Source organism: Hydrotalea lipotrueae, from assembly GCF_019249625.1.
Lineage (GTDB): Bacteria > Bacteroidota > Bacteroidia > Chitinophagales > Chitinophagaceae > Hydrotalea > Hydrotalea flava.
The window spans coordinates 1-21753 of the sequence record NZ_JAESDL010000033.1 but is presented as its reverse complement, the minus strand read 5'-3'; the positions used below and the strand labels follow the sequence as shown (position 1 = coordinate 21753).

Below are 21753 nucleotides of genomic sequence, written 5' to 3'. Positions count from 1 at the left end.
TGCAACTTTTAAATTTTTATTGCAACAATATTTTTAATCGAACATTGAAAATTACTTTTTGAGGGTTGACTAATTAACCACAAAGTACACAAAGTTTTTCGCAGAGAACACAAAGGCTATTTTAGATTGTTGATCCATCTGTGAAATTTTGGGTGAACTAAGAAGTGAAAGATAAATATTACCGTAATTTAAACTGAATATGAATTTTGCATCCTTTACCGGGTGCACTATCAATTTCTACTACGCCATTGTACATTTCGGCACGGCGTAATATATTATTAATGCCTATTCCTTTTCGCTGACTGTTTACATCAAATCCTATACCATTATCTTCAATGGTAAAGAATACATAGCTTTCATTGCGTTGCAAACGCAATATTACCTTCTTGGCACCTGAATGTTTGATGATATTATTGAACTGCTCCTGTGCTATGCGGTAAATATTGATTTTAAAGGGATAAGTTAGTCCTTCTTCCTCAAAATCGGTTAACCGGCTTTCAAATTGTAACGACTTTAATTCTCTGATATCAGCCATTAATTTCTCCAACCCCTCCTGCAAACTTATCTCGGTCTCTAAGGGTGTTATTAACGCTTTAGATAGTTTACGGATTTCTTCAATACTCTTTAAAATAAAACCTGATGCCTGACTCAATAAATTTTCTTTCCGGTTAGGATGCTGCCTTGCCGACTCTACATAAATGCGAGAAGCAATGAGCAATTGGTTAACATTATCGTGCAACTCCTGACTAATTTCACTCCGTTCTTTTTCCTGCGCGGCTATTACGGCTTCCGCAATTTGTTGCTGCCGCAATAATTGTTCATTGACTAATTGCTGCTCTAATGCCAGCTTTTCAGTAACATTATTCAACATGGCCATTACCGCCTGCCGGTTATCATATACAATTTTATGCGATACCGTTTCCATCCACATTTTTTTGCCCAAAGCATTTTGATGTATCCACACACCTTTCTTTTTTTGTTTATCGGTATTCGCAAAATCAGCCGCAAATTTTAAAAAGTCTGGCAAGTTTTCCCGCAGATGAATATCTTTCATTGATAATTTTACAAAATCGCGCCGGGCATAACCATATTCTTTGCAGGCAGCATAATTCACATCAATGATATGCAGGGTTTCTAAATCCCACAATATTAAAGCCAGCGGATTATTTAAAAACAGGTAGCGGTATTTTTCATTGGCCGATTGCACCAATGCTTCATTGGCTAGTTTTTCACGCAGGTCAGTTATTTGTAACAGCAATAAGCATTCTTTTTCAGGAGCAAGCATGGTACAATGTACCGATACAGGAATGGCAGCTTCTCCCAAAATTTGCATATTGGTTGTAACCGATGCTACTGTATTGTTTTGCACATCAACACATAATTTTTGCCAGTATGATATTTCCCAATTCAATAATTGTAGCACTGAGTGCTGTAACCCATCAGCTACAGAACCACCCGTTAATTGCACCAATGCCGGATTGTTTGCATGTACAGCCCCTTTTGCATCGGCAATTAACATGGGCTGCAATACATACGCCCATAGCTGACCACTCCATTCATTACCGGCAGGTAAAGTTGTATCCATGCTGTGTTTAAATATTGAAATAATCTTAGTTTTAAACAACAATGCCAAAACAAGCAGTTGCGTACTAACAAATTATCTCATGAAAAGAAACAGCACCAACAAAGAAGTGAAACTGATTTTTCAAGGATAATGATGCAAATTAGTTTGCTAATATCTACACAAATCTACAAGTTGCCAAATTTATTGGACTCGATTTTTATTATACATGCATTACTTGTTTTATATATTATGAAAATCTACTAACAATACTGTTCCATTTCCCGGCGAACTTTGTATGGTAAATTTACCCTTATACATCTCCGTTCTTTTTTGAATATTATTTAATCCAATACCCGATTTTACAGCATTTACATCAAATCCCTTTCCATTGTCTACTATCCGCAATGTAATATGACTGCCATTTCGTTTTAACTGAATTTTTACTTTAGTGGCTGCTGCATGTTTACTGATATTGGTTAATTGCTCCTGTATAATACGATACAAATTCAAGCGAAACTTTTGTTCTAATCCTGTTTCATTAAAATGCGTTAAATCAATTACTACATTATTTTTCAATAAAAGCAACATATCGTTCACCAATTTCCGGATAGCTTCTTTCAGGCTTACATCTTTCTCAACCGGGTTAATCAATGCTTTAGAGAGTTTCCTGATTTCTTCGATGGCCTGCAAAATATACCAGGATGATTGCTGCAATAACTCATTTTCTTCAGGATGTGCTTTACGTGCCATTTCTACATAAATACGGCTGGCCGTTAAAATCTGGTTTACATTGTCATGCAATTCACGCCCAATTTCCTGCCGTTCTTTTTCCTGCGCTGTTATTTCGGCATGTATTACCTCATTGCGGCGCTGCACCTGTTCTTCTGCCAACCTCGCTTCTAATGCTAATTTTTCTGTAATGTTTGTACCAATACCCATCACACAATCTCTGCCTTCATATTTTATTTTGTGCGAAGCAATTTGCATCTGAATGATACTTCCATCTTTTTTCTGATGTTTCCAGTTTTTAATATACTTGATTTTGTCAGATAACTGAATTTGCCGTACAAATTGCTTCAAAGTTTCATGCTCGGAAGCAGGATATAAATCTAAAATAGTCATTTGCAGTAATTCTTCTCTTGAATAACCATATTCTTTTATGGAAGTATTGTTGACATCTAAAATCTTCAGACTCCCGATATCCCATACAAAAATGGAATTAGGGTTGGTATCAAACAATTGTTTGTATTTTTCTTCCGATACATGCAATTGCTCCTGTGTTTTTTTAGCTTCGGTAATATCTGTTTCAATAGCAAAAAACTGCACTAATTTTTTTTGTTCATCAAAAATTGGTTGTACCTGTATGTGCAGCCAAATGGCCTCGCCTGATTTGGTATAATTTTTAATTTCACATTCAAAAGGTTGCTGAGCGGCAATCTGTTGACGCATATAGGTCTTTACAGCTACATCACTATCAGGCCCTTGTAAAAAACGAGCATTTTTTCCGATACTTTCAGTTAAAGTATAACCAGTAATTTTTGTAAATGCTTCATTTACATAAGTAATGTTTTCATGGGCATCGGTAATAATAACGGCATTGGTGGTTTCCTTAGCTACTATCGACAAGCGTTTCAATTCTTCTTCCTGCATTTTACGCTGTGTAATATCTTCTGTGGCGCCAATCATTCTTGAAACTGTTCCATCTTCATTTCTAATAATAAAACCTTTATCCCGCACAAATGCATAACTGCCGTCACTTTTTTTAAACCGGTACTCCGATTCCCATATATTTTGATTTTTATTTTTAAAAGCCAGCTTTCCTCTTTTCAGAATATTGGGCAAATCATCCGGATGTATATGGCTGGTCCAGAAATCACGATCCCACTCTAACACTTCCGAAGGATAGCCGAATAATTTTTCAAACCCATCTCCCAGTAATTCAACGGTATGATTGGCAATATTCCAATCCCATAGCGCATCGCTGGCAGCTTTGGCAATTAATTCGTACCGTAGCTTATTGGTAGCCAGTAACAGATAGTTGTAATGGTTTTCCATGATAATACCTACCAGCTTGCTCATGCGCTCTAATGTTTGCAATTGCAAAGCGGTAGGTGTTTTGGGCACCTCGTAATAAAATGCAAGGCTGCCTAAAACGGTATTATTTTTATTGAGAATGGGGATACTCCAACAAGCCTGTAACCCATACTGTAAGGCAATTTCTTTATACAGTTTCCATCTTTTATCATTTGCAATATCATCTACAATCACCCTTTCTTTGGTGTACATGGCGGTACCGCAGGAGCCGGCAGCAGGGCCAATGGGTGCACCATTAATGGCTTGCAGATAAGCAGCAGGCAGGTGCGGGGCGGCCAGGTGTTGTACGGTATTGTTGGATTGCAAAGTAAGCACCGAAGCCAGCATACCGGGATGCAGTTTTTCTAATTCAATCAGTAAAACATCTACCACATCTTTAAAAGCAACCTGTTGCTGCAGGTTTAAGTTGTATACCAGTGATTCAATATCCTGAATAGATTGCTGGTACTTTTGCAGGGTAATGTCCTGCATGGCCCCTACCATGCGGTAAGGTTTCCCATTTTCATCTTTCAATATTTTACCTCTATCTATTACATAGGCCCAGGAGCCGTCTGCTTTTTTGTAATAATAGGCTTCCTGCCAGAATTCTGCAGCGTTATCAATCGCTTGTTGTAAACTGGCAGCGACTCGTTCTGCATCATCCGGGTGTAATCTTGTTTTCCAATCCTGAATATTACCCTGATGAAAGTTCACCGGATAGCCAAACAATTCGGTATACCCATCTCCCCAGTACATTTGACCGGTAGTTAAATCCCAATCCCAAATTGCATTAAACGACACCTGTGCAACATATTCAAACCGCTCGTTGCTTTGTAATAATTGTTGCCTTGTTTTTGAACGTTCCGTTACATCATTTACCAGAATTAATGCAGCCGGTTGCTGGTTAAATTCTATCAGGTGCGAAATAATTTCTACTTCTAACCAATCTCCTTTTTTGGTACGGTGTTTCCATAAACCCTGGTAGGCCAAAATTGAACCTTTTCTTTCACGCTGAATAAGTTGTAAGGCTCTGGCATCTTGCTCATCTCTCAAATCGTAAATCGTCATTTGTAAAAACTCAGCCCTGCTATACCCATATTTCTGCACTGCCATTTCATTTACTTCTAAAAAAGCTTTGGTATTGGGGTGTATAATCCACATGGGTTGCGGATTATAATAAAACAGGTATTTATAAGTTTTTTCTGAAGTTTCCAATGCTTGTCTTACCTGCACTTCATGGGTTATACTTCTAAAAAACAAGGTTGTTTCTTGTTGATTCGGATAAATCCGGTAACGCATCCATTCCTGCCATTGCGGATGAAAAATTTCCAGTACATTAGATTGTTGCAATTGAAGGGCATTGTTGATGACCTGCTCAAACACCAGCCGTTCTGTACCCGGAATGGCCTCTATAATATTGGCACTTTTTCCATCGAGCGGAAGATGCAACAAGCGGCGGCCGTTAGAATTTAAAAATGTGCTCTTTCCGGTGGCATCAAATGTGGCAAATCCATCGGCCAATTGTTCTAAACTATTAATGAAATAATTCCGTTCTTTCTCAAAAATATTTTTTAAATACTCTGATGTATGCAACAATTCCTGTAACTGCTTTTCAATATTTTTTTGTACCGTTACATCCATGGTATTCACCATAATATGGGTAACCACTCCCTCAGCATTTTGAATGGGTTTGTACTTGATTTGATAAAACAACACACTACCTTCAAATGGCAGTTCAATAATGGTTTTATGCGTATGACCGGCCAATACATCACTATATACTTGTTGCAATGCAGGTATACGTTCCGGCTGTGCATATTCTAAAATAGAGTGCCCTACAACTAAATTTTTGCCCAGTAATGCTTCACTTTTAATTTCGGCTGAAGCATTGATAGCAGTAATGTTTAGGTTACGGTCTAAAATTATAAACGACTCATCTGTATTATTTAAAATGAGCTGCATTTCGGCCATTAATTTTTGGGTAACTGCAGCATGTTGTTGGCGCTCGGAAATATCGGCAATAATAGCCGATGCCCTTTGTTCGCCAGAGGTAGTTGTAAACAACCGGGAATGCATTTCAACAGGAAATTTTTCCCCATTGCTTTTTATGCCGATAAACCGGCCCTTCACCAATCCGCTTTTAGCTCGTTGTTCATACAGTTCAGCAAATCCGGGCATGTTTTCATCTATCAACCGGCTACAATGCATACCACGTAAGGCTTCTAAACTATAACCAAACATTTCGGCAGCTGCATGGTTAGCCTCTAACACCGTACCATCGGGTTTCGACAGAAAAACGGCGAGCGGTGCGTGTAATATAGTTAGATGATACATTTCTTGCATACACAAATCCTTATAGGATTGGATAAACGCAATATAATACGCTTTTATCTCCTTTAACGTTAAAGGTATTGCGTGAATATATAAAAAAATGCAACTTCATGAAAAAATATATAAAAATGAGTGAAACCACTTACCGACTCCACCAAAAACCAAATTCAATCACCTTATCATTAGTTCCGCATAATTTTATACAAATTATAATGTTTTAACATGATGATGTATTTACTGATACTTTACCACACAACAGCCATATCATCCTCTTTCTATAACTATTCGTTTTGCGGTATGAACAAAATACCTATTTAACAGTTGATATGTAACTATGGTGAAGACCTGGTAATAAAGCACCACTACCAACATATATGCTTTTAAAATTTTGAAATATGCAACGACCCTGGAATTTACCCAGTTTTCCCGTTTACAGTTTTGCTACCTATATGAATCATGCTGTAAACATGAACATTTGTACATATGTTACCCCGGTTAGTATGCGTCCGAAATTATACATCGTAGCATTATATCATAATACCCGAACCCTGCAATGGATGCAAAAAACAGATGAAGCCGTTTTACAATTATTGAATGAAAATCAATACACATTGGTACGTAGTTTAGGCCAAAAAAGCGGCCTCAAATTCAATAAACAAGAATGGCTAGAAAAAAAACAACTGTTAACCTACTGGAATCAATTTAAAGTATTGCATGGTGCTGCGGCCTATGTCCGGTTAAAAAAAATAAATACCTTTGATACGGAAGGTGACCATGTTTTATTTCTATGTAAAGTGTTGCAATATCAATCACTATCGGCCAATATCTTAACCACAGCTATTCTATCCAATAAAAAAATCATTAGCATATGACGCAACAGGAAACAGACCGCATTTTTGAAATGAACGGGGAAGACAGAACCCCTTTTGAAGCCATTGCTTTTCAATTTGGATTAACCGAACAGGATGTAATTGCATTGATGTGCAGCGAACTAAAGCGCAGTAGTTTTCATCTTTGGCGCAAACGTTTAAACAACGGCATCAGTAAAAAGCACGTACACAAGCGCAACACCGGTATAAACAGGTTCAAAAGCAAATAACCTGAATAAAATCAGTAAACGATAAGGCGTTTAAGCACCATACATTCCATTGTGTGTGATGAATGTCCTTGCTCCTCAAATATAGCCAATAACTTACCCAATACAATCATATACAAAAAATTGTTAATTTTTTAAATACCGTAAAAATCAGCAGCCCTTCCAATTGTGGCATTCATATTCCCTGCTTTCACTTCCTCCATTAAAGTAGTTGCTAAATGGGCACTCACTTCTACTTTTACACTGCAGGGATTATAGGGTGTATCTTCATGTATAGCACCTCTACTTTTCCATACATGTACATATTGTCTAAAAATATCAGTCTGGCCCCGGATATTTTAACCGCATATATTACATTGTGCATAATAACCGGCCATTGTGCTTTCCAAATATTTTTATCATAAGGCAGGCCTGCAGTTAAATAAACGGTATGGGCACCTTTTACTGCTTCCAAAACTTCAACAGCATGCAACAAATCTGCTTTTTTCCAGGCCACATTCGGAAACTTGGCATTCACCGGCCTATGGCTCACCAATTGAACGGGTTGTTGATGTTGTAATAATTCGCGGGTTAGCACATTGGCAACGGCGCCGCCGGCTCATAGAATGGTATGCATATCTTTTTTTGTTCCCACAAAACTCGTCCGGATGGCCGTACTATTCCGTTAACAAAAGATAAGAAATCGATTGATGTATCATAATACAATTGAATGCATACTTATTTTGCATTGGGCAAACTAAATATCCTGCGTCTTATGCGTGATAAGGAAACGGGTGTAATACCAATATATTTGGCAATATAATGCTGTGGTATTCGCTCCAGTACATCTTTTTCATACTGCAACAAGTCTAAATACCGTTCTTCAGGACTTTTTAAAATGAATAATTTAATCCGATCTTCAAAACATACCAAATAATGTTCAGCCAATAATCGGCCAAACCGTTCCATTTTATATGCCAATAACGGATAATTCAGCAACAACTGCATATTCTTGTAACTGATGGTAATGAGCAAGCTATCTTATCTTCCAAAGCCTGTATATAATACAAGGAAGGTTGTTAGGTTAAATAACTTTTAAAGGAAGTAACAAAATCGCGTTCAAAAATAAAATAGCCGGTAATTTCTTCACCGTCTTTAATATTGTAATAGCGCACAGAGCCTGACACAATAAACCCAAGATTGGTGCACACTTTATGCGGTTCTGAAAAGTAACTTTTCTTTTTAAGTCATTATTGTCCGGCAAAACTTAACTTAAAAATAGCTATAATCCTTTGCTGTAAAGAATTACAGGCTAAAAAATGGTTGTTTCAAAATTGGAGGGAGTACCCCATCTTTTGAAATCGGCTGAAATATGTTTCTGTAAAGGGTTTGAACCATTATTTTACAATTTTTGTCGGACAACAATGATTTTTTAAATATAACTTTTATTTAAAGAAATTGTTGTTTTTCTGGTAATTTTCTGCATTTCGACCAAGTTTTTCACCGACTATTGTGTATAAAAGTCTCTCCTTTGAGCTTCGTCATAAATGCGGGAAAATGAACAATTGCAAATACTACCCATCTGCTGAATATAGTCTAATTTATAGCTTCGGTTATTTCATCCTGTTTTGCACTTTATTCATCAGCACTTACAATACGTCAACGGAATGGTTGCCTTCTGATATAATATTACAACATAAAAATATAAAATTATATAATTCAAAAAAAGAAAAATATCATTTGTAAAATTGACCGGGTGCTAAAAAGGCTGCAAATCAAAAACGAGAAATCCTGCAACAGGTTTAATAAACTTTAAAATAAATTAGGAATTTTCAAATTATTAATCTATCTTGCTATTAACATTCTTTTAACAGATTTACGCACCTTCTTTTTTATACCAACCTTTTCTTTAACTGCTAAATTTGAATTTATGAAAAAGATGCTTGTATTTATATTTTGTTTATCAGTCACTTTTATTAATGGACAAACAAATAAAAAATGGATGTTTAATTCCGGCTTGGATATTGGAGCATGGTGGGGCGGAACAGGAATTTCTTCTTTAAAAGCAACAGATAATCCTGTATTAACGGGTGATTTAAAAACACAAATAGCATATACTGGCGATCTATATATAGAATGGTTACATAGAAAATACAAAAGCTCTGGTCCGGATTTTGGGCTAAAAACAAAATTAGTATGGGATTATTTTACAGCAAATAATGCGCAGTCGGGCAATAGTTTAGAATCTTTCACACTAAACTATATATCTGCTCCGGTATTATTTGAATATTGTATTTCCTTTAAAAATAAAGTTACAAGTGCCCGCTATATAGCACCCTCATCTACTACACAAACCTATATTTACAGTCATTCATATGGAGATAATATTGTAAGCAACACTACGGTCAATCCGGGTGGGTATAGTCCAGGCGGAGTTCCATTTTCTGATGCAATATTTTTGTATGCCGGGCCATCCATTAATTTTCTCGCTAAAGCTTTTCACAATCAAAATGGCAACGAATATGTTTTAAACAATAACCAACTAAATTCATCGTATGTTGGGTTTGTAGGTGGTGTATGTTTATATCTTTTTATGATTAATATAGATATATCATATCAAAGGGGTTTTACAAGTATTTATAATAATTCAAATGTTGTATTAAGTGGATTCTTAGTTAGACTGGGTTTTAACTTATCGAGAAGAAAATTTAATTAGTTGTATACACCTATCCTATATACAGGCAGTTTGCACCTATATTTTTCTATAGGTGAAGCAGGATGTAAAATGACTACATTTACAATTTCAACAATCCTTCCCTTACTGTATCGGCCATAGCGTTACTGTGTCTGTATGCTGCCTTTTCTGTAATACCTATATTGATGGGCATTGTGTTAGTGTGGCCATAAGTTGCATAAAAATAGGCACAGGTATAGCCACAGCACATTAATGCTTTTGATTGATGCATGTTAGTGTACTGCACAAAAAGCGAAAAATTTAAAACAACTCATACAATCATATAAACAAATAGCAGTATCAATTGACTATGATAAATAATATTTAATTATTTAATAAGTTATAATTAGGTAATTACAGTATGCAATTACCTAATTATCAAATTATCAATTTTTAGGTTGATGGACAGATAATCGCAACTCTTTTGCAGCATTTACCATTTCTACCAATGCTTTTTTTGTTTCATCCCAATGCCTTGTTTTCAGACCGCAATCAGGATTTACCCATAGTTTTTCAGCAGGTATAAACGCTTTTGCTTTTTCCATTAATGCTATCATTTCTGCTTTAGAAGGAACCCTTGGCGAATGAATGTCATAAACACCGGGACCAATTTCGTTGGGATATTTAAAATCGGCAAAAGCATCCAGCAATTCCATTTGTGAACGACTGCATTCAATTGTAATCACATCGGCATCCATGTCGGCAATATTTTGAATGATGTCGTTAAATTCAGAATAGCACATATGTGTATGAATTTGTGTTTCATCATGTACACCACTTGCCGATATTCGGAATGCTCCAACAGCCCATTGTAAATATTCCTGCCAATTTTCTTTTCGTAATGGTAACCCTTCACGAATGGCTGGTTCATCTATCTGTATAATTTTTATACCTGCTTTTTCCATATCCATTACTTCATCACGGATGGCAAAAGCAATCTGTTTACAGGTTTCACTGCGTGGTTGATCATTACGAACAAAACTCCATTGCAAAATAGTAACAGGGCCTGTAAGCATTCCTTTAACACATTTTTGGGTTAACGATTGAGCGTAAGAAGTCCACCGCAATGTCATTGGTGCAGGGCGGCTTACATCGCCATAAATAATTGGTGGCTTTACACAACGGCTGCCATAGCTTTGTACCCAGCCGTCTTGGGTAAATGCAAATCCGTTTAATCGTTCACCAAAGTATTCCACCATATCATTGCGTTCAAATTCTCCATGCACCAATACATCAATACCCATTGCTTCCTGCCAACGGATGGCCTCTGATATTTCTTTTGCAACTAAATCATCGTATTGCTCTTGTGTAATTTCGCCTTTTTTAAGCTTAGTCCTCCAACTTCTTACCTCGGCAGTTTGTGGAAATGAACCGATAGTAGTAGTGGGGAACATGGGTAATTGCAAGGCTTTACGTTGCTTAATTTTTCTCAAAGAAAAATCATTGAAGCGCTGTGTATCTTTTTCAGTAATAGCAGCAACACGTTGTTTTACGCTCTGATTGTGAATAAGAGTTGATATTTTCCTACTTTGATGTGCCTCCATATTTTCCTGCAATTTTAAAATTGCATCTGCCTGATGTTCCTTATTTGCCAATTGTTTCAGCGTTACCACTTCGTCAATTTTTTGTTTTGCAAAGGCAAGCCACTGTTTAATTTCAGGTTTTAATGTTTTATTGTTTGTTTCTAATTCCAGATCGCAAGGTGAATGGATTAATGAACAAGAAGGAGCAATCCAAATCCTTTCTACTCCAATTATTTTAACTGCTTTATCAATTAATGCAAGCGACTGCTGAAAATCATTTTTCCAAATGTTTCTGCCATCCACTAAGCCTAATGAAAGATTGGTTTTTGTTTTCACAAAATCAGTTGCTAAGATATCGTCTAACTGTGATGGGCAGCGTACCAAATCAAGATGTATTGTTTGCACAGGAAGGCTTAATACGGTTTGTAGATTTTGCCCATAACATTCAAAATAGCTTGTTAAAATTATATGAAGGCCGGGTAATTTATTCTTTATTTTCTGATATGTTTTTACAATAATTTGTTGTTCTGATTGGCTCAAGTCAAGTGCTAAACAAGGTTCATCAAATTGGATATAGTGGGCATTAGCATCATCTAATTTTTTCAATATTTCCAAATAAACAGGCAACAGTCTTTCGATGAGTTCAAGCCTGTGAAAGCCTTCTTCTTTTTCCTTACCCAAAAGTAAGTAAGATACTGGCCCCAGTAGTACAGGCTTTGCCTGAATACCATTTGCTTTTGCTTCTAAAAACTCATTTAACACTTTATTTGAATATAAAGTAAATTTTTGAGTGGCAGTAAATTCAGGAACAATGTAATGGTAGTTGGTATCGAACCACTTAGTCATTTCCATGGCAGTAACATCATAGCCATCTTTTTGGTACCCTCTTGCCATTGCAAAAAGCAAATCAATGTCTGGCAATTGTTTTGTTTCCATCAATGAATGATACCTTTCCGGAATTGCTCCAACCATTAAGCTGATATCCAATACATGGTCGTAAAAAGAAAAGTCATTGCAAGGTATCAGGTCAATACCTAATTCTTTTTGTAATTGCCAGTTTTGCTGGCGAATGGTTTTACCTGTTTGCAGTAATTGCTGTACAGGAATTTTGCCCGACCAATATTGCTCGGAAGCTTTTTTGAGTTCACGTTGGCTGCCTATCCTCGGGTAGCCTAAGTTGTGTGTTTGCATTTTTTGATGCTTTTAAAATGATGAAATCAGTTTAAAGCTCTTTTGCTAAACCTCATAATGTTTTGTAGAAGAAGTGAAAGAAATGGTATGCACACAATGAATCCTGCAAGAGTCAATAATCCTGCAAAATAATGGGCACATCAATTCTGACTGTCTGCTTCATTCCACGAAAGCATTGTCAACACGGTAAAGGCAGGTCTCCTGACTTGTAACATTTTTACCGTCCTTCCCATCTCGCTCAAGGCAAAACAGTGGATACACAAGGGTAAAAATTTAACGTTACTTACAGTTGCGGGACAGTTTGTGATTTGCACACAATTCCCTATTAATTTACGTTAAGTAAAACCTTTTCCGTTTGATGAAGAAATGTAGTAAAGAACTATTTGAATACAAATATATTATAACTTTCTATTAAAATTTCATCTCTGCAATTTTACCCTAAATCAAATCAAGCCATACATGTGTTATCGATTAGCCTTTCTTTTGTTTTTTTTGTCAACTTTAGTATTATTGTTCCTACTATTGTGACTATATAACACAAAACTTTTATTTAGGGTTTTATCCTTTTAACAGCAATTGAATATAACATTCATTCCGAAATCAATACCTTTAAAAATGAATGGTTGGTAATATTAACGGTTATCACGATAGCAAACCATTATTTATTATTTATGTCTGAAGCATTTCAGCTTACCTGCACCATTATTCTGCTTTTACAACGTTTAAGCTGGCAGTTGTTGTTGGTGCTATTATTTGTTTATAAACACCATCCCACAGGCTTATACGCTTTTGTAAAGAGGTAATAATTGCCTGTTCTGCTTCTTTCCAACGTTGTTCATCAGTACCACATAAGTTTGTTGTCATTTGCAGGGCAAGCTGGCTATGGTGGTTGCCGTCAACTTCAATGTGCTTTTCCAGATAATATTTGAAAATTGAGATACTTTGTGGAAAGTTTTTATGTATATCATTAACCATTGAAACAAACATCCCCGGAATTAAATCTTCGCGCCCAAATGTAAAGATGGCTGATTGCAAATAATCTTTTTGGCTGTTAATGATTTCAAATGTAAAGTCAACAAATTCACGTGCTGCTGACGGCACCTCAGCTGCTGCAAATGCAGTAACCATATTACCGGTATTTTTTAACACGCGGATAAATGTTTCCATTGGCTTAGTATCGGCGCCACATTGCTGCATGGCATCCAAATAAAGTTCAAAATGACTTTTTCTATGGCCAAAACTATCCATATCAGACTCTTCCCCCACTACTATTTCATTGATAAGGTATCTTGTATCAGCAGCACCTTTGGGAAACCAGGGGATGGCAGTACAGGTTAAATTATTTTGTAATGTCTTTAATAATGACATGAAGTCCCAAACAGCAAAAACATGATATTGCATAAAAACCTTCAGGTCATCCGTATTCCTAATGGCTGCATATACTTTATGCTGCATGATTTGTTGTCTGTAAGGCTCTATTGCCTTTTTTATATGCGCTATTGATTCGTTCATCTTTTAAATGTATTAATTTTATTAATTATTTAAATTAAGTATGCATTGTTTTTTTTGAAGCATGCAAAGTAATGAACAAATCATCTGCACAAAAATTTAATTAAGAGTAGGTAGATAAGAAAAAGCTATCAATCAATTGATACGCCCATGCTGCAATAAAGATGATAGTAAACTTAAGTTGATTGTTGGTTCCTATTAGGCCAACAGCACACAAATAATTATGTAGGCAAAATTTCTTTCATTTATTTTGATGAATCTACAATTAATGATAGACAAATTCAAAAATGACATCACTATTTTTTATCAAATAATTTTTCTGCATTTTTCTGCGAGTTCAGCGGGAAAAAAATCTTCCGCAGATAGCGCTGATGGATCAATCATTTACATTTTAATCCAACTCCCTGCCTTTTGCGCCTATACTTTGCGGGCTTTGCGTGAAAAAATAAACCACAACGGTAACAGAGGATTACACAGAAAATTTTTTACTTATTTTTAAAATCAACCTATTCTGTAGTTCATCTGCGGATTCATCGGAAAAATCATCTCCCGCAGATAAAGCTGATTTACGCTGATGAGAGTTGGTTCATTGTCATTTCTATGCATTGCTGAATGCATTTATTTTATTCTTTGAAAAAAATGCCGATATCCGTCCGATACCGGATGATCATCACAAATCAATTGATTATTTTGAATAGAAAAAGCTGTTCCATTTGGCCCAAACCATAGCTTGCCGGATGTAGAATTGAGGAGATGTACAATTTTTTATAAGTACTGTCATAAGTAATAAAAAATTGATCATTTGATTGTATGGTGCCATTTTCGGAAAGCGTATAAGTAGAGACTTGTTGAAAAGTTAATATAACATGGGTATCCGAAGCTGTAATTGTTTGTACAGCAATACCGCAATGGAATACTTCCATTGCCATTGCCCTATTATATTGTTATTGGTTCCAACCGCTTTTTTGCAAAAATTGCTCATGCATACCATTATAATGCATGCTAATAAAACTTTTTTTGCATAACCATCGTTTTATACATGATCATTTTAAACAGTAATTCGTTGCATATAATGGGTACAAATTGATGAACAGTTATAAAATTTATTGTATACTTTACAACCCTGTTGCTCTTTCCAACATTTCAGGATACCGATCACCCAAAATTTTTATTTGTGCAGAAGCCTCTTCTATTGCATTCAATTCTGCTGCTGTAAACGCAATAGCAGCTGCACCATTGTTTTCTGCAAGACGATGCAATTTTGTTGTTCCCGGAATGGGTACAATCCAAGGCTTTTGGGCAAGTACCCATGCCAGTGCAATTTGTGCAGGCGTAGCATTTTTTTGTTGTGCAAATTTTTCGATTACATCCAGCAACGCTGCATTTGCTTTACGAGCTTCTTCCGTAAATCTTGGAAGATGATTACGAAAATCGCCTGCTTCAAATTTTGTATTTGCGTCTATCTTCCCGGTAAGAAATCCTTTTCCAAGCGGACTAAACGAAACCAACCCAATTCCCAATGCTTCAATGGTTGGAATAATTTCTTTTTCATGTTGTCTTGTCCATAGTGAATATTCACTTTGTAATGCACTTACAGTTTGCACAGCATGTGCACGGCGAATGGTATGGGCACCTGCTTCAGATAAACCAAAATATTTAACCTTGCCTTCTTTAATTAAATCCTTCACAGTTCCGGCAACATCTTCAATCGGCACTTTGGGATCAACACGATGCTGATATAATAAATCAATCACATCAACCTTTAATCTTTTGAGAGAACCTTCAACCGCTTTTTTTATTTGTTCCGGTTTACTGTTTACACCCGCCATTTTACCATTCTGAATATTGAAACCAAATTTTGTTGCAATGATAACTTTGCCCTTGTAAGGTTCAAGCGCTTCACCAACCAGTTCCTCATTACTATAAGGCCCATATACTTCAGCAGTATCAAAAAAATTAACACCTTGCTCTACTGCTTTGCGAATAAGATGAATGGCATCTGCTTTTTGCGGAAATGGATAATAGGAAAAGCTCATTCCCATACAACCCAAACCAATTGCAGAAACTTCAAGTCCTTCATTTCCTAATTTTCTTTTTTGCATCATTCAATTTTAATGTTTATGCAAAGGTCTTCGTATTTTTTTGCATGAATGGTATATAGATTACGGATCGCTGTACCAATATTACTGATGATGCAATACACACTCAATAACAGAAGCATAAATCAGTAATTTTACATTTGATGAAACAATAGTGTTATGGATAAACTACGCCGATTTGATACAATTAGCGATTACAATGCTTTCAACAATACTGAAACACTCCACCCGCTGGTTAGTGTGATTGATTTTTCAAAGGCAGCACCAAGACAAGGTTCCAGAATGTATTTTGGCTTTTATACTATCTTGCTAAAAGATATAAAATGCGGTGATTTGCATTATGGGCGGCATACTTACGATTACCAGGAAGGCACCCTGGTATTCATTGCACCGGGACAAGTTGCCGGGATTGATAGCAATGCTGAAACATACCAGCCCAAAGGTTTTGGACTTGCATTTCATCCTGATTTAATTCATGGCATTTCGCTTGGCCGACATATTCAAGACTATTCTTTCTTCGGCTATCAATCGAATGAAGCATTACATTTATCAGAACGAGAAAGGAAAATTGTATTGGATTGTTTTTCAAAAATTGAATATGAATTAGAACATGCCATTGACAAACACAGTAAAAGATTGATTGTGTCGAATATTGAACTGTTTTTGAACTACTGTACCCGTTTTTACGACAGGCAATTTATTACCCGTGACAATGTACATAAAGGCATTTTAGAAAGGTTTGAAAAAGTATTGAACGCATATTTTCAATCTGATAAGCCACAAACCATTGGTTTGCCTTCAGTAGCTTATTGTGCCGGCGAGGTACATTTATCAGCAAACTATTTTGGCGATTTGATAAAGAAAGAAACAGGCCAAACAGCACAGGAATATATACAATCAAAAGTAATTGATGTGGCAAAAGAAAGAATATTTGACCATAGTAAATCAATCAGTCAAATTGCCTATGATTTAGGCTTTAAGTATCCCCAGCATTTTAACCGTTTGTTTAAACAACGGGTTGGGCAATCCCCAAACGAATACAGAATGCTGAACTAAGTATCCCCCCCATTAGTTATTCAAAAATTATTGGTAATAGTTAAAACTTAATCTGACAGTTATTAAATTTGATAACATGACGCCGTAGATGCCAGCCGAAGTGAAGTACTATTTGTGAATGGCAAAAAAGCAAGCTATATTTTTTGTATTTGCACCAACCATAATAGCGACCAAAGCTGGGAACCCAATAATGAAGCCTGGGAATTAACCCGAAAGATTTCTAAACTATTGTGGGATTATTATCATTAAAAAATGTGGTAAACAATGAAACTCATTATATAGGCCAGTCCCGTCATGTATACAAACTGAATAACCGGCCATTTCCAACTGCGGGTTTCACGTTTTACAACAGCCAGTGTGCTCATGCACTGCATTGCCAGTACATAAAACACCATTAATGATATTCCTGCAGGCAATGTGTACACTTTACTGCCATCTGAATACTTAGCCTGCTGCATTTTTTCACGCAGTGAAACATCTTCTTTCCCTTCTTCTACTGAATACAAAGTGGCCATTGTTCCCACAAAAACCTCCCGTGCCGCAAAAGAGGTAATTAAAGCAATGCCAATTTTCCAATCAAAACCCAAAGGGCGGATAACAGGCTCAATGGTTTTACCCAAAATTCCGGCATAGGAATGTTGTAATTTTAGTGAAGCCAGCTCTCTTTGCAGTGCTGCCTCCTGCTGTGGTTGCTGTTGTATTAAAGTGGTATATTGTGCATCTAACTGTTGCATTTGTTTACCCGGACCATAAGCACTTAAGAACCAGAGCAACAAGCTGATGATCATAATTACTTTTCCGGCATCCCGCACAAAAATCTTTGCTTTTTCAACCATAGTAATGCCAACATTCTTCCAACGGGGTGCCCTGTAAATAGGCAATTCCAAAATAAAAAAGCTTTTTTCATTCATCTTAATAAAGCCTTTCAATACAGCACTTACAATTAAAGCCATTACCAAACCCAGCAGGTATAACCCCATCATTACCAAGCCTTGTAAACTGAGGAATCCGAAATAATAAGTATTTTTTATAACCAGCGAAATTAAAATGGTATACACCGGCAAGCGGGCACTGCAACTCATTAACGGGGTAACCATAATGGTTAAGAGCCTTTCTTTTTTATTTTCAATGTTCCGCGTACTCATGATTGCAGGAACCGCGCAGGCAAATCCGCTAATCATGGGCATTACACTTTTCCCATTCAAACCAACCTTCCGCATTAATTTATCACTCAAAAAACTAATTCGCGCCATATAGCCGGAATCTTCCAAAATGGTAATTAATCCAAATAAAATCATGATTTGTGGAATAAATACCATAATTCCGCTCATCCCTGCCACTATTCCATTAATCAATAAATTACTCCACCAAGCATCCGGCAATGTATTACTTAAATAATGACTCAATTGAGTGAATGACCATTCAATTCCATCCATTGGGTAACGAGCCAGCCAAAATATACTTTGAAACAGAAGAAACAGTACAATTAGTAAAATTAAATAGCCCCAAACCCGATGCAAAAAAATATTGTCTAAATGATTGGTAAATAACTTTTGTTCTAACGGATCGGGCTCTACCACATTTTTTTGCAGTATTTGTTTGATGCGCTGGTATCGTTTTAAAATTTCTTCTGCCTGTGTTTTGGTAGGATTAAAATTGTTTTTTTGTTCAATATCTTCTATTGCTTCCTGCAGGTGCTGCGGTAAAGGGAAATTTTCGTGATTAATTAAAAAATGGATGGCCGCATAATCACTTAACTGTGGGAACAACTGTTGTACAGATTCAATAGCATTGCTGGCAACGTTTTTATTATCTATAAAATCGCGGGATGGAATGGAATATTGTTGTTTGGCTACCATTCCAATCACTTTTCGTAAATGTGCCAGCCCCTTATTTTTTCTTGGATTAACAGGCACAACAGGCACACCTAAATCAGCTTCAATGCCTGCCACATCAATTTTAATTCCTTTTTTGGCTGCCAGATCGTTCATGGTTAATGCCACTACCACCGGCCTTTTTAAATCGATGATTTGTGAACAGAATAGAAAATTTCGTTTTAAATTACTGGCATCGGCTACCAGCACAATAATATCTGCATTCAAATCTACATCAGCATTCATGAGCACTTTATAGGCCACCCATTCATCTGCCCTTCTTGGATACAATGAATAAGTGCCCGGCAAATCAATCAATTCAGCCTTTAATGACCCGTCAATATCCAATATCCCGGTTTTTTTATCAACCGTTACCCCCGGAAAATTACCTACCTTTTGGTTTAAGCCGGTTAATGCATTAAACAAAGAGGTTTTTCCACTGTTTGGATTTCCTACTAAAGCGATGCGTAATAATTGTTGTTGCTTCACGTGCATGTATAAGTAAGCAAAATTAACGGTAGCCAAAGCTATGCTGTTTCGAGGTTGGGAAAAGAATATTTATACACCTTAGTACACAAATTGCTGATGCCTGTTACTTTTGTATACGATTTTATCTGAAAGCATCCTGTCACCTTCAAAACTATTCAACGATTTTGGGAAAAATAATTTTATGGCCTTTTGAAAAAACACCACCTATTGTTTGCATAATGATTGTAGGGGTACTTTTTTTCCCATCGGCCACACAAGCACAATTCAAAAGAAAGAAATTAAGAGAAGAAAAAGCGGCTGCGGCTCAATTGAAAACTGAAGTGATGCATCATTTAATACAATTGCATGCAATAGAACCGCAAAGTATAGCCGGATATTTTCAAGCTTTTATGGAGCAGAAAGGCGCAACCCCTTTGCATAACAGTACCTTTACAGATAGCTTTTCCATTCATGAGGGGAATGATTATCAAAACCCCAATACCTATCTCTCCTTAAATGGGGTACAGTTACAAGCCGGCACTGATTTTTTTCCACTGCATTACAGTTCAAATAGGCACATTAGCGGTTCAGCTGCACCTGCATTGAATGAAAATGGAGCGCCCTGGTTCAGAAATTTGGCAGATATTATCAGTGAACATGCCGGTGATCAACAGTTTGATTGCGCGGAATATTGCATCAGTGAATCAAAACGAGCTGTTGCAAAAGGGGCTACTGCTTTATTGTTTTACAACACTGACCCCACTTTGCAAGATGCAGTTGCATTTAAAGCTTTTAAAAAAGATTCAGTACTGCCCATTCCTATTGTTTATATTACCCCATCAGGATGGAAAAAATGCAATGCAGCTGAATTGAATACAATAGATATTGATGTTTCTGTTCACATACAACCCAAAATATTTCGTTCTGTAAATTATGTTGCAATCATTAACCACCATGCAGACAGTACGTTGTTGCTGTATACACGGCAACCGATTGAAGGATTGGCTACTATGCTAAGCCTGACAGATGTACTTAAAAAGCAAAATAGGCTGAATTATGTAATGGTGTATCAGCCCTACCAGCATTATACATTGGCCAAAACCGGATTATTACAAACAGCCACTACCACTGGCAATATTCATTGGCAATATGCAATTGAAATAAATACTGCATCTACTGATAGTACTACAACTGCACAAACAACCAATAACGGCTATTACAGCAGGCATTTAAATATTTCTATTGGCGAACCTGATGAAATCACTACAGCTGAAAAAAGCGCCGAATACCCATTCACCATTATACCCGGCATACAATATTTGTTCACAAAACAAAGTTTAACCAATAGCAGTTCAGAAAAAACGTTGGTAATACAGCAAATGATACAAGATATACAAACACATATTCTGGCAATACAGGTAAACAATAACAGTAAACTGTAACACAAAAAAACATCTATTAATATGGCCATGATAAAACAGAAGTTAGATATCAGCCAGTTGAATCATGATTTTTTTGATGATACCAAAATAGTAGGCATCATGGCGCCGGTAAAGAATTATTATTTTATCTGGATGCTGAATAACTTTTTAGGCTTTAATTTTTTTTTATATACAGATGCACCTATTGAAATGCACAAAAAAAACAGAGCCTATCATTTCAATCTTTACATATCTGGCCAACATGAAGGCAGCTTAGTGCATTATTTGTACCATAACCAGTGCGACGGAGAAGCTTTATTACCTGAACTAAAGCATTTGGATTTTATATGGTTAATGAAAGGCGACAGAATAGATGATGAAAGATGCAACCGTATGATGGATAGCATCAAAAAATTAGGCAATGTGCAGTTAGTATTGGAAATACCACAGGAGCAAATTAAAAATATCAGCAACCTGATTATTTAATCTAATAAAACTACAATTATGTGGCAGGAAAGCAACAATCATTTATACAGAAAATTTCAATTTGCCGATTTTTCTGTAGCATTTGCTTTTATGGTACGGGTGGCTATTGAAGCCGAAAAAATGAACCACCATCCACGATGGACGAATGTTTGGAACACGGTTGAAATTTGGCTCAATACCCATGATGCGGGTGATGTGGTAACTGAAAAAGACCATACCCTATCCCAAAAAATTGACGCTCTTTTATAAAAAAGGCATACTTCCTGCTCTTGTAAATAGTCAACCCTCAAAAAGTAATTTTCAATGTTCGATTAAAAATATTGTTGCAATAAAAATTTAAAAGTTGCAA

The 21753-nt window shown here is 36.4% G+C and carries 16 protein-coding genes and 1 riboswitch; of the genes, 7 read left to right on the top strand and 9 right to left on the bottom strand.

The window, feature by feature from the left end; translation table 11 throughout:
- Window positions 1–178 precede the first annotated feature (178 nt).
- Window positions 179–1585, bottom strand: coding sequence for a PAS domain-containing sensor histidine kinase (locus tag JK139_RS14345; RefSeq protein ID WP_074417938.1), 1407 nt, complete (start codon window positions 1583–1585; stop codon window positions 179–181).
- Window positions 1586–1804: 219 nt separating this feature from the next.
- Window positions 1805–5980, bottom strand: coding sequence for a PAS domain S-box protein (locus JK139_RS14340; protein WP_074417937.1), 4176 nt, complete (start codon window positions 5978–5980; stop codon window positions 1805–1807).
- A gap of 383 nt (window positions 5981–6363) precedes the next feature.
- Between JK139_RS14340 and JK139_RS14335 the strand changes: the two genes are divergently transcribed.
- A complete protein-coding gene (locus tag JK139_RS14335) occupies window positions 6364–6840 on the top strand; it encodes a flavin reductase (RefSeq protein ID WP_218331832.1) in 477 nt (158 codons plus the stop codon).
- Entirely contained in the window at window positions 6837–7067 is a 231-nt protein-coding gene (locus JK139_RS14330; RefSeq protein ID WP_218331830.1) for a TIGR03643 family protein, read from the top strand. Before JK139_RS14335 ends, JK139_RS14330 begins: the two co-directional genes overlap by 4 nt.
- A gap of 235 nt (window positions 7068–7302) precedes the next feature.
- Here the strand turns inward: JK139_RS14330 and JK139_RS14325 are convergent, their stop codons facing one another.
- Both JK139_RS14325 and JK139_RS14320 read right to left on the bottom strand, forming a co-directional pair.
- Window positions 7303–7641: a Rossmann-fold NAD(P)-binding domain-containing protein gene (locus JK139_RS14325; protein ID WP_218331828.1), complete on the bottom strand. Its 339-nt coding sequence runs from the start codon at window positions 7639–7641 to the stop codon at window positions 7303–7305.
- Window positions 7642–7781: 140 nt separating this feature from the next.
- Window positions 7782–8051 carry a cyclic nucleotide-binding domain-containing protein gene (locus JK139_RS14320; protein ID WP_218331818.1) on the bottom strand — a complete coding sequence of 90 codons (270 nt, stop codon included), beginning with the start codon at window positions 8049–8051 and terminating at the stop codon, window positions 7782–7784.
- Window positions 8052–8973: 922 nt separating this feature from the next.
- On the opposite strand from JK139_RS14320, the gene JK139_RS14315 reads away from it, so the two are divergent.
- Window positions 8974–9759, top strand: coding sequence for a hypothetical protein (locus tag JK139_RS14315; RefSeq protein ID WP_074421031.1), 786 nt, complete (start codon window positions 8974–8976; stop codon window positions 9757–9759).
- A gap of 79 nt (window positions 9760–9838) precedes the next feature.
- On the opposite strand, the gene JK139_RS14310 is transcribed toward JK139_RS14315, so the two are convergent.
- The 4 genes from JK139_RS14310 to JK139_RS14295 all read right to left on the bottom strand — a co-directional run bounded on the left by JK139_RS14310 (window position 9839) and on the right by JK139_RS14295 (window position 16105).
- Window positions 9839–10024: a hypothetical protein gene (locus JK139_RS14310; RefSeq protein ID WP_143439591.1), complete on the bottom strand. Its 186-nt coding sequence runs from the start codon at window positions 10022–10024 to the stop codon at window positions 9839–9841.
- 139 nt (window positions 10025–10163) lie between these two features.
- Window positions 10164–12491, bottom strand: a complete 2328-nt coding sequence (gene metE / locus JK139_RS14305) for a 5-methyltetrahydropteroyltriglutamate--homocysteine S-methyltransferase (RefSeq protein ID WP_074421030.1) — start codon at window positions 12489–12491, stop codon at window positions 10164–10166.
- A gap of 174 nt (window positions 12492–12665) precedes the next feature.
- Window positions 12666–12856: riboswitch (cobalamin riboswitch) on the bottom strand.
- Between the two features lie 337 nt (window positions 12857–13193).
- Window positions 13194–14003 (bottom strand): DUF3050 domain-containing protein, encoded by an 810-nt coding sequence (locus JK139_RS14300; RefSeq protein ID WP_218331802.1) that lies wholly within the window; start codon window positions 14001–14003, stop codon window positions 13194–13196.
- A 1112-nt stretch (window positions 14004–15115) separates the two neighbouring features.
- On the bottom strand, window positions 15116–16105 hold the full coding sequence (locus JK139_RS14295) for an aldo/keto reductase (RefSeq protein WP_228733250.1): 990 nt from the start codon (window positions 16103–16105) through the stop codon (window positions 15116–15118).
- A 153-nt stretch (window positions 16106–16258) separates the two neighbouring features.
- Here JK139_RS14295 and JK139_RS14290 point away from each other — a divergent pair, with 153 nt between their 5' ends.
- Window positions 16259–17155, top strand: coding sequence for a helix-turn-helix domain-containing protein (locus tag JK139_RS14290; protein WP_074421027.1), 897 nt, complete (start codon window positions 16259–16261; stop codon window positions 17153–17155).
- Window positions 17156–17400: 245 nt separating this feature from the next.
- Here JK139_RS14290 and feoB read toward each other — a convergent pair whose 3' ends face one another.
- Window positions 17401–19554, bottom strand: coding sequence for a ferrous iron transport protein B (gene feoB / locus JK139_RS14285; RefSeq protein ID WP_228733249.1), 2154 nt, complete (start codon window positions 19552–19554; stop codon window positions 17401–17403).
- Window positions 19555–19682: 128 nt separating this feature from the next.
- Between feoB and JK139_RS14280 the strand changes: the two genes are divergently transcribed.
- The 3 genes from JK139_RS14280 to JK139_RS14270 are packed head-to-tail and all read left to right on the top strand — an operon-like array spanning window position 19683 to window position 21653.
- Entirely contained in the window at window positions 19683–20939 is a 1257-nt protein-coding gene (locus JK139_RS14280) for a hypothetical protein (RefSeq protein WP_218331800.1), read from the top strand.
- Window positions 20940–20960: 21 nt separating this feature from the next.
- Window positions 20961–21404, top strand: coding sequence for an IPExxxVDY family protein (locus JK139_RS14275; protein ID WP_228733248.1), 444 nt, complete (start codon window positions 20961–20963; stop codon window positions 21402–21404).
- 18 nt (window positions 21405–21422) lie between these two features.
- Window positions 21423–21653: a 4a-hydroxytetrahydrobiopterin dehydratase gene (locus JK139_RS14270; protein WP_218331798.1), complete on the top strand. Its 231-nt coding sequence runs from the start codon at window positions 21423–21425 to the stop codon at window positions 21651–21653.
- The last annotated feature ends 100 nt before the right edge of the window (window positions 21654–21753 follow it).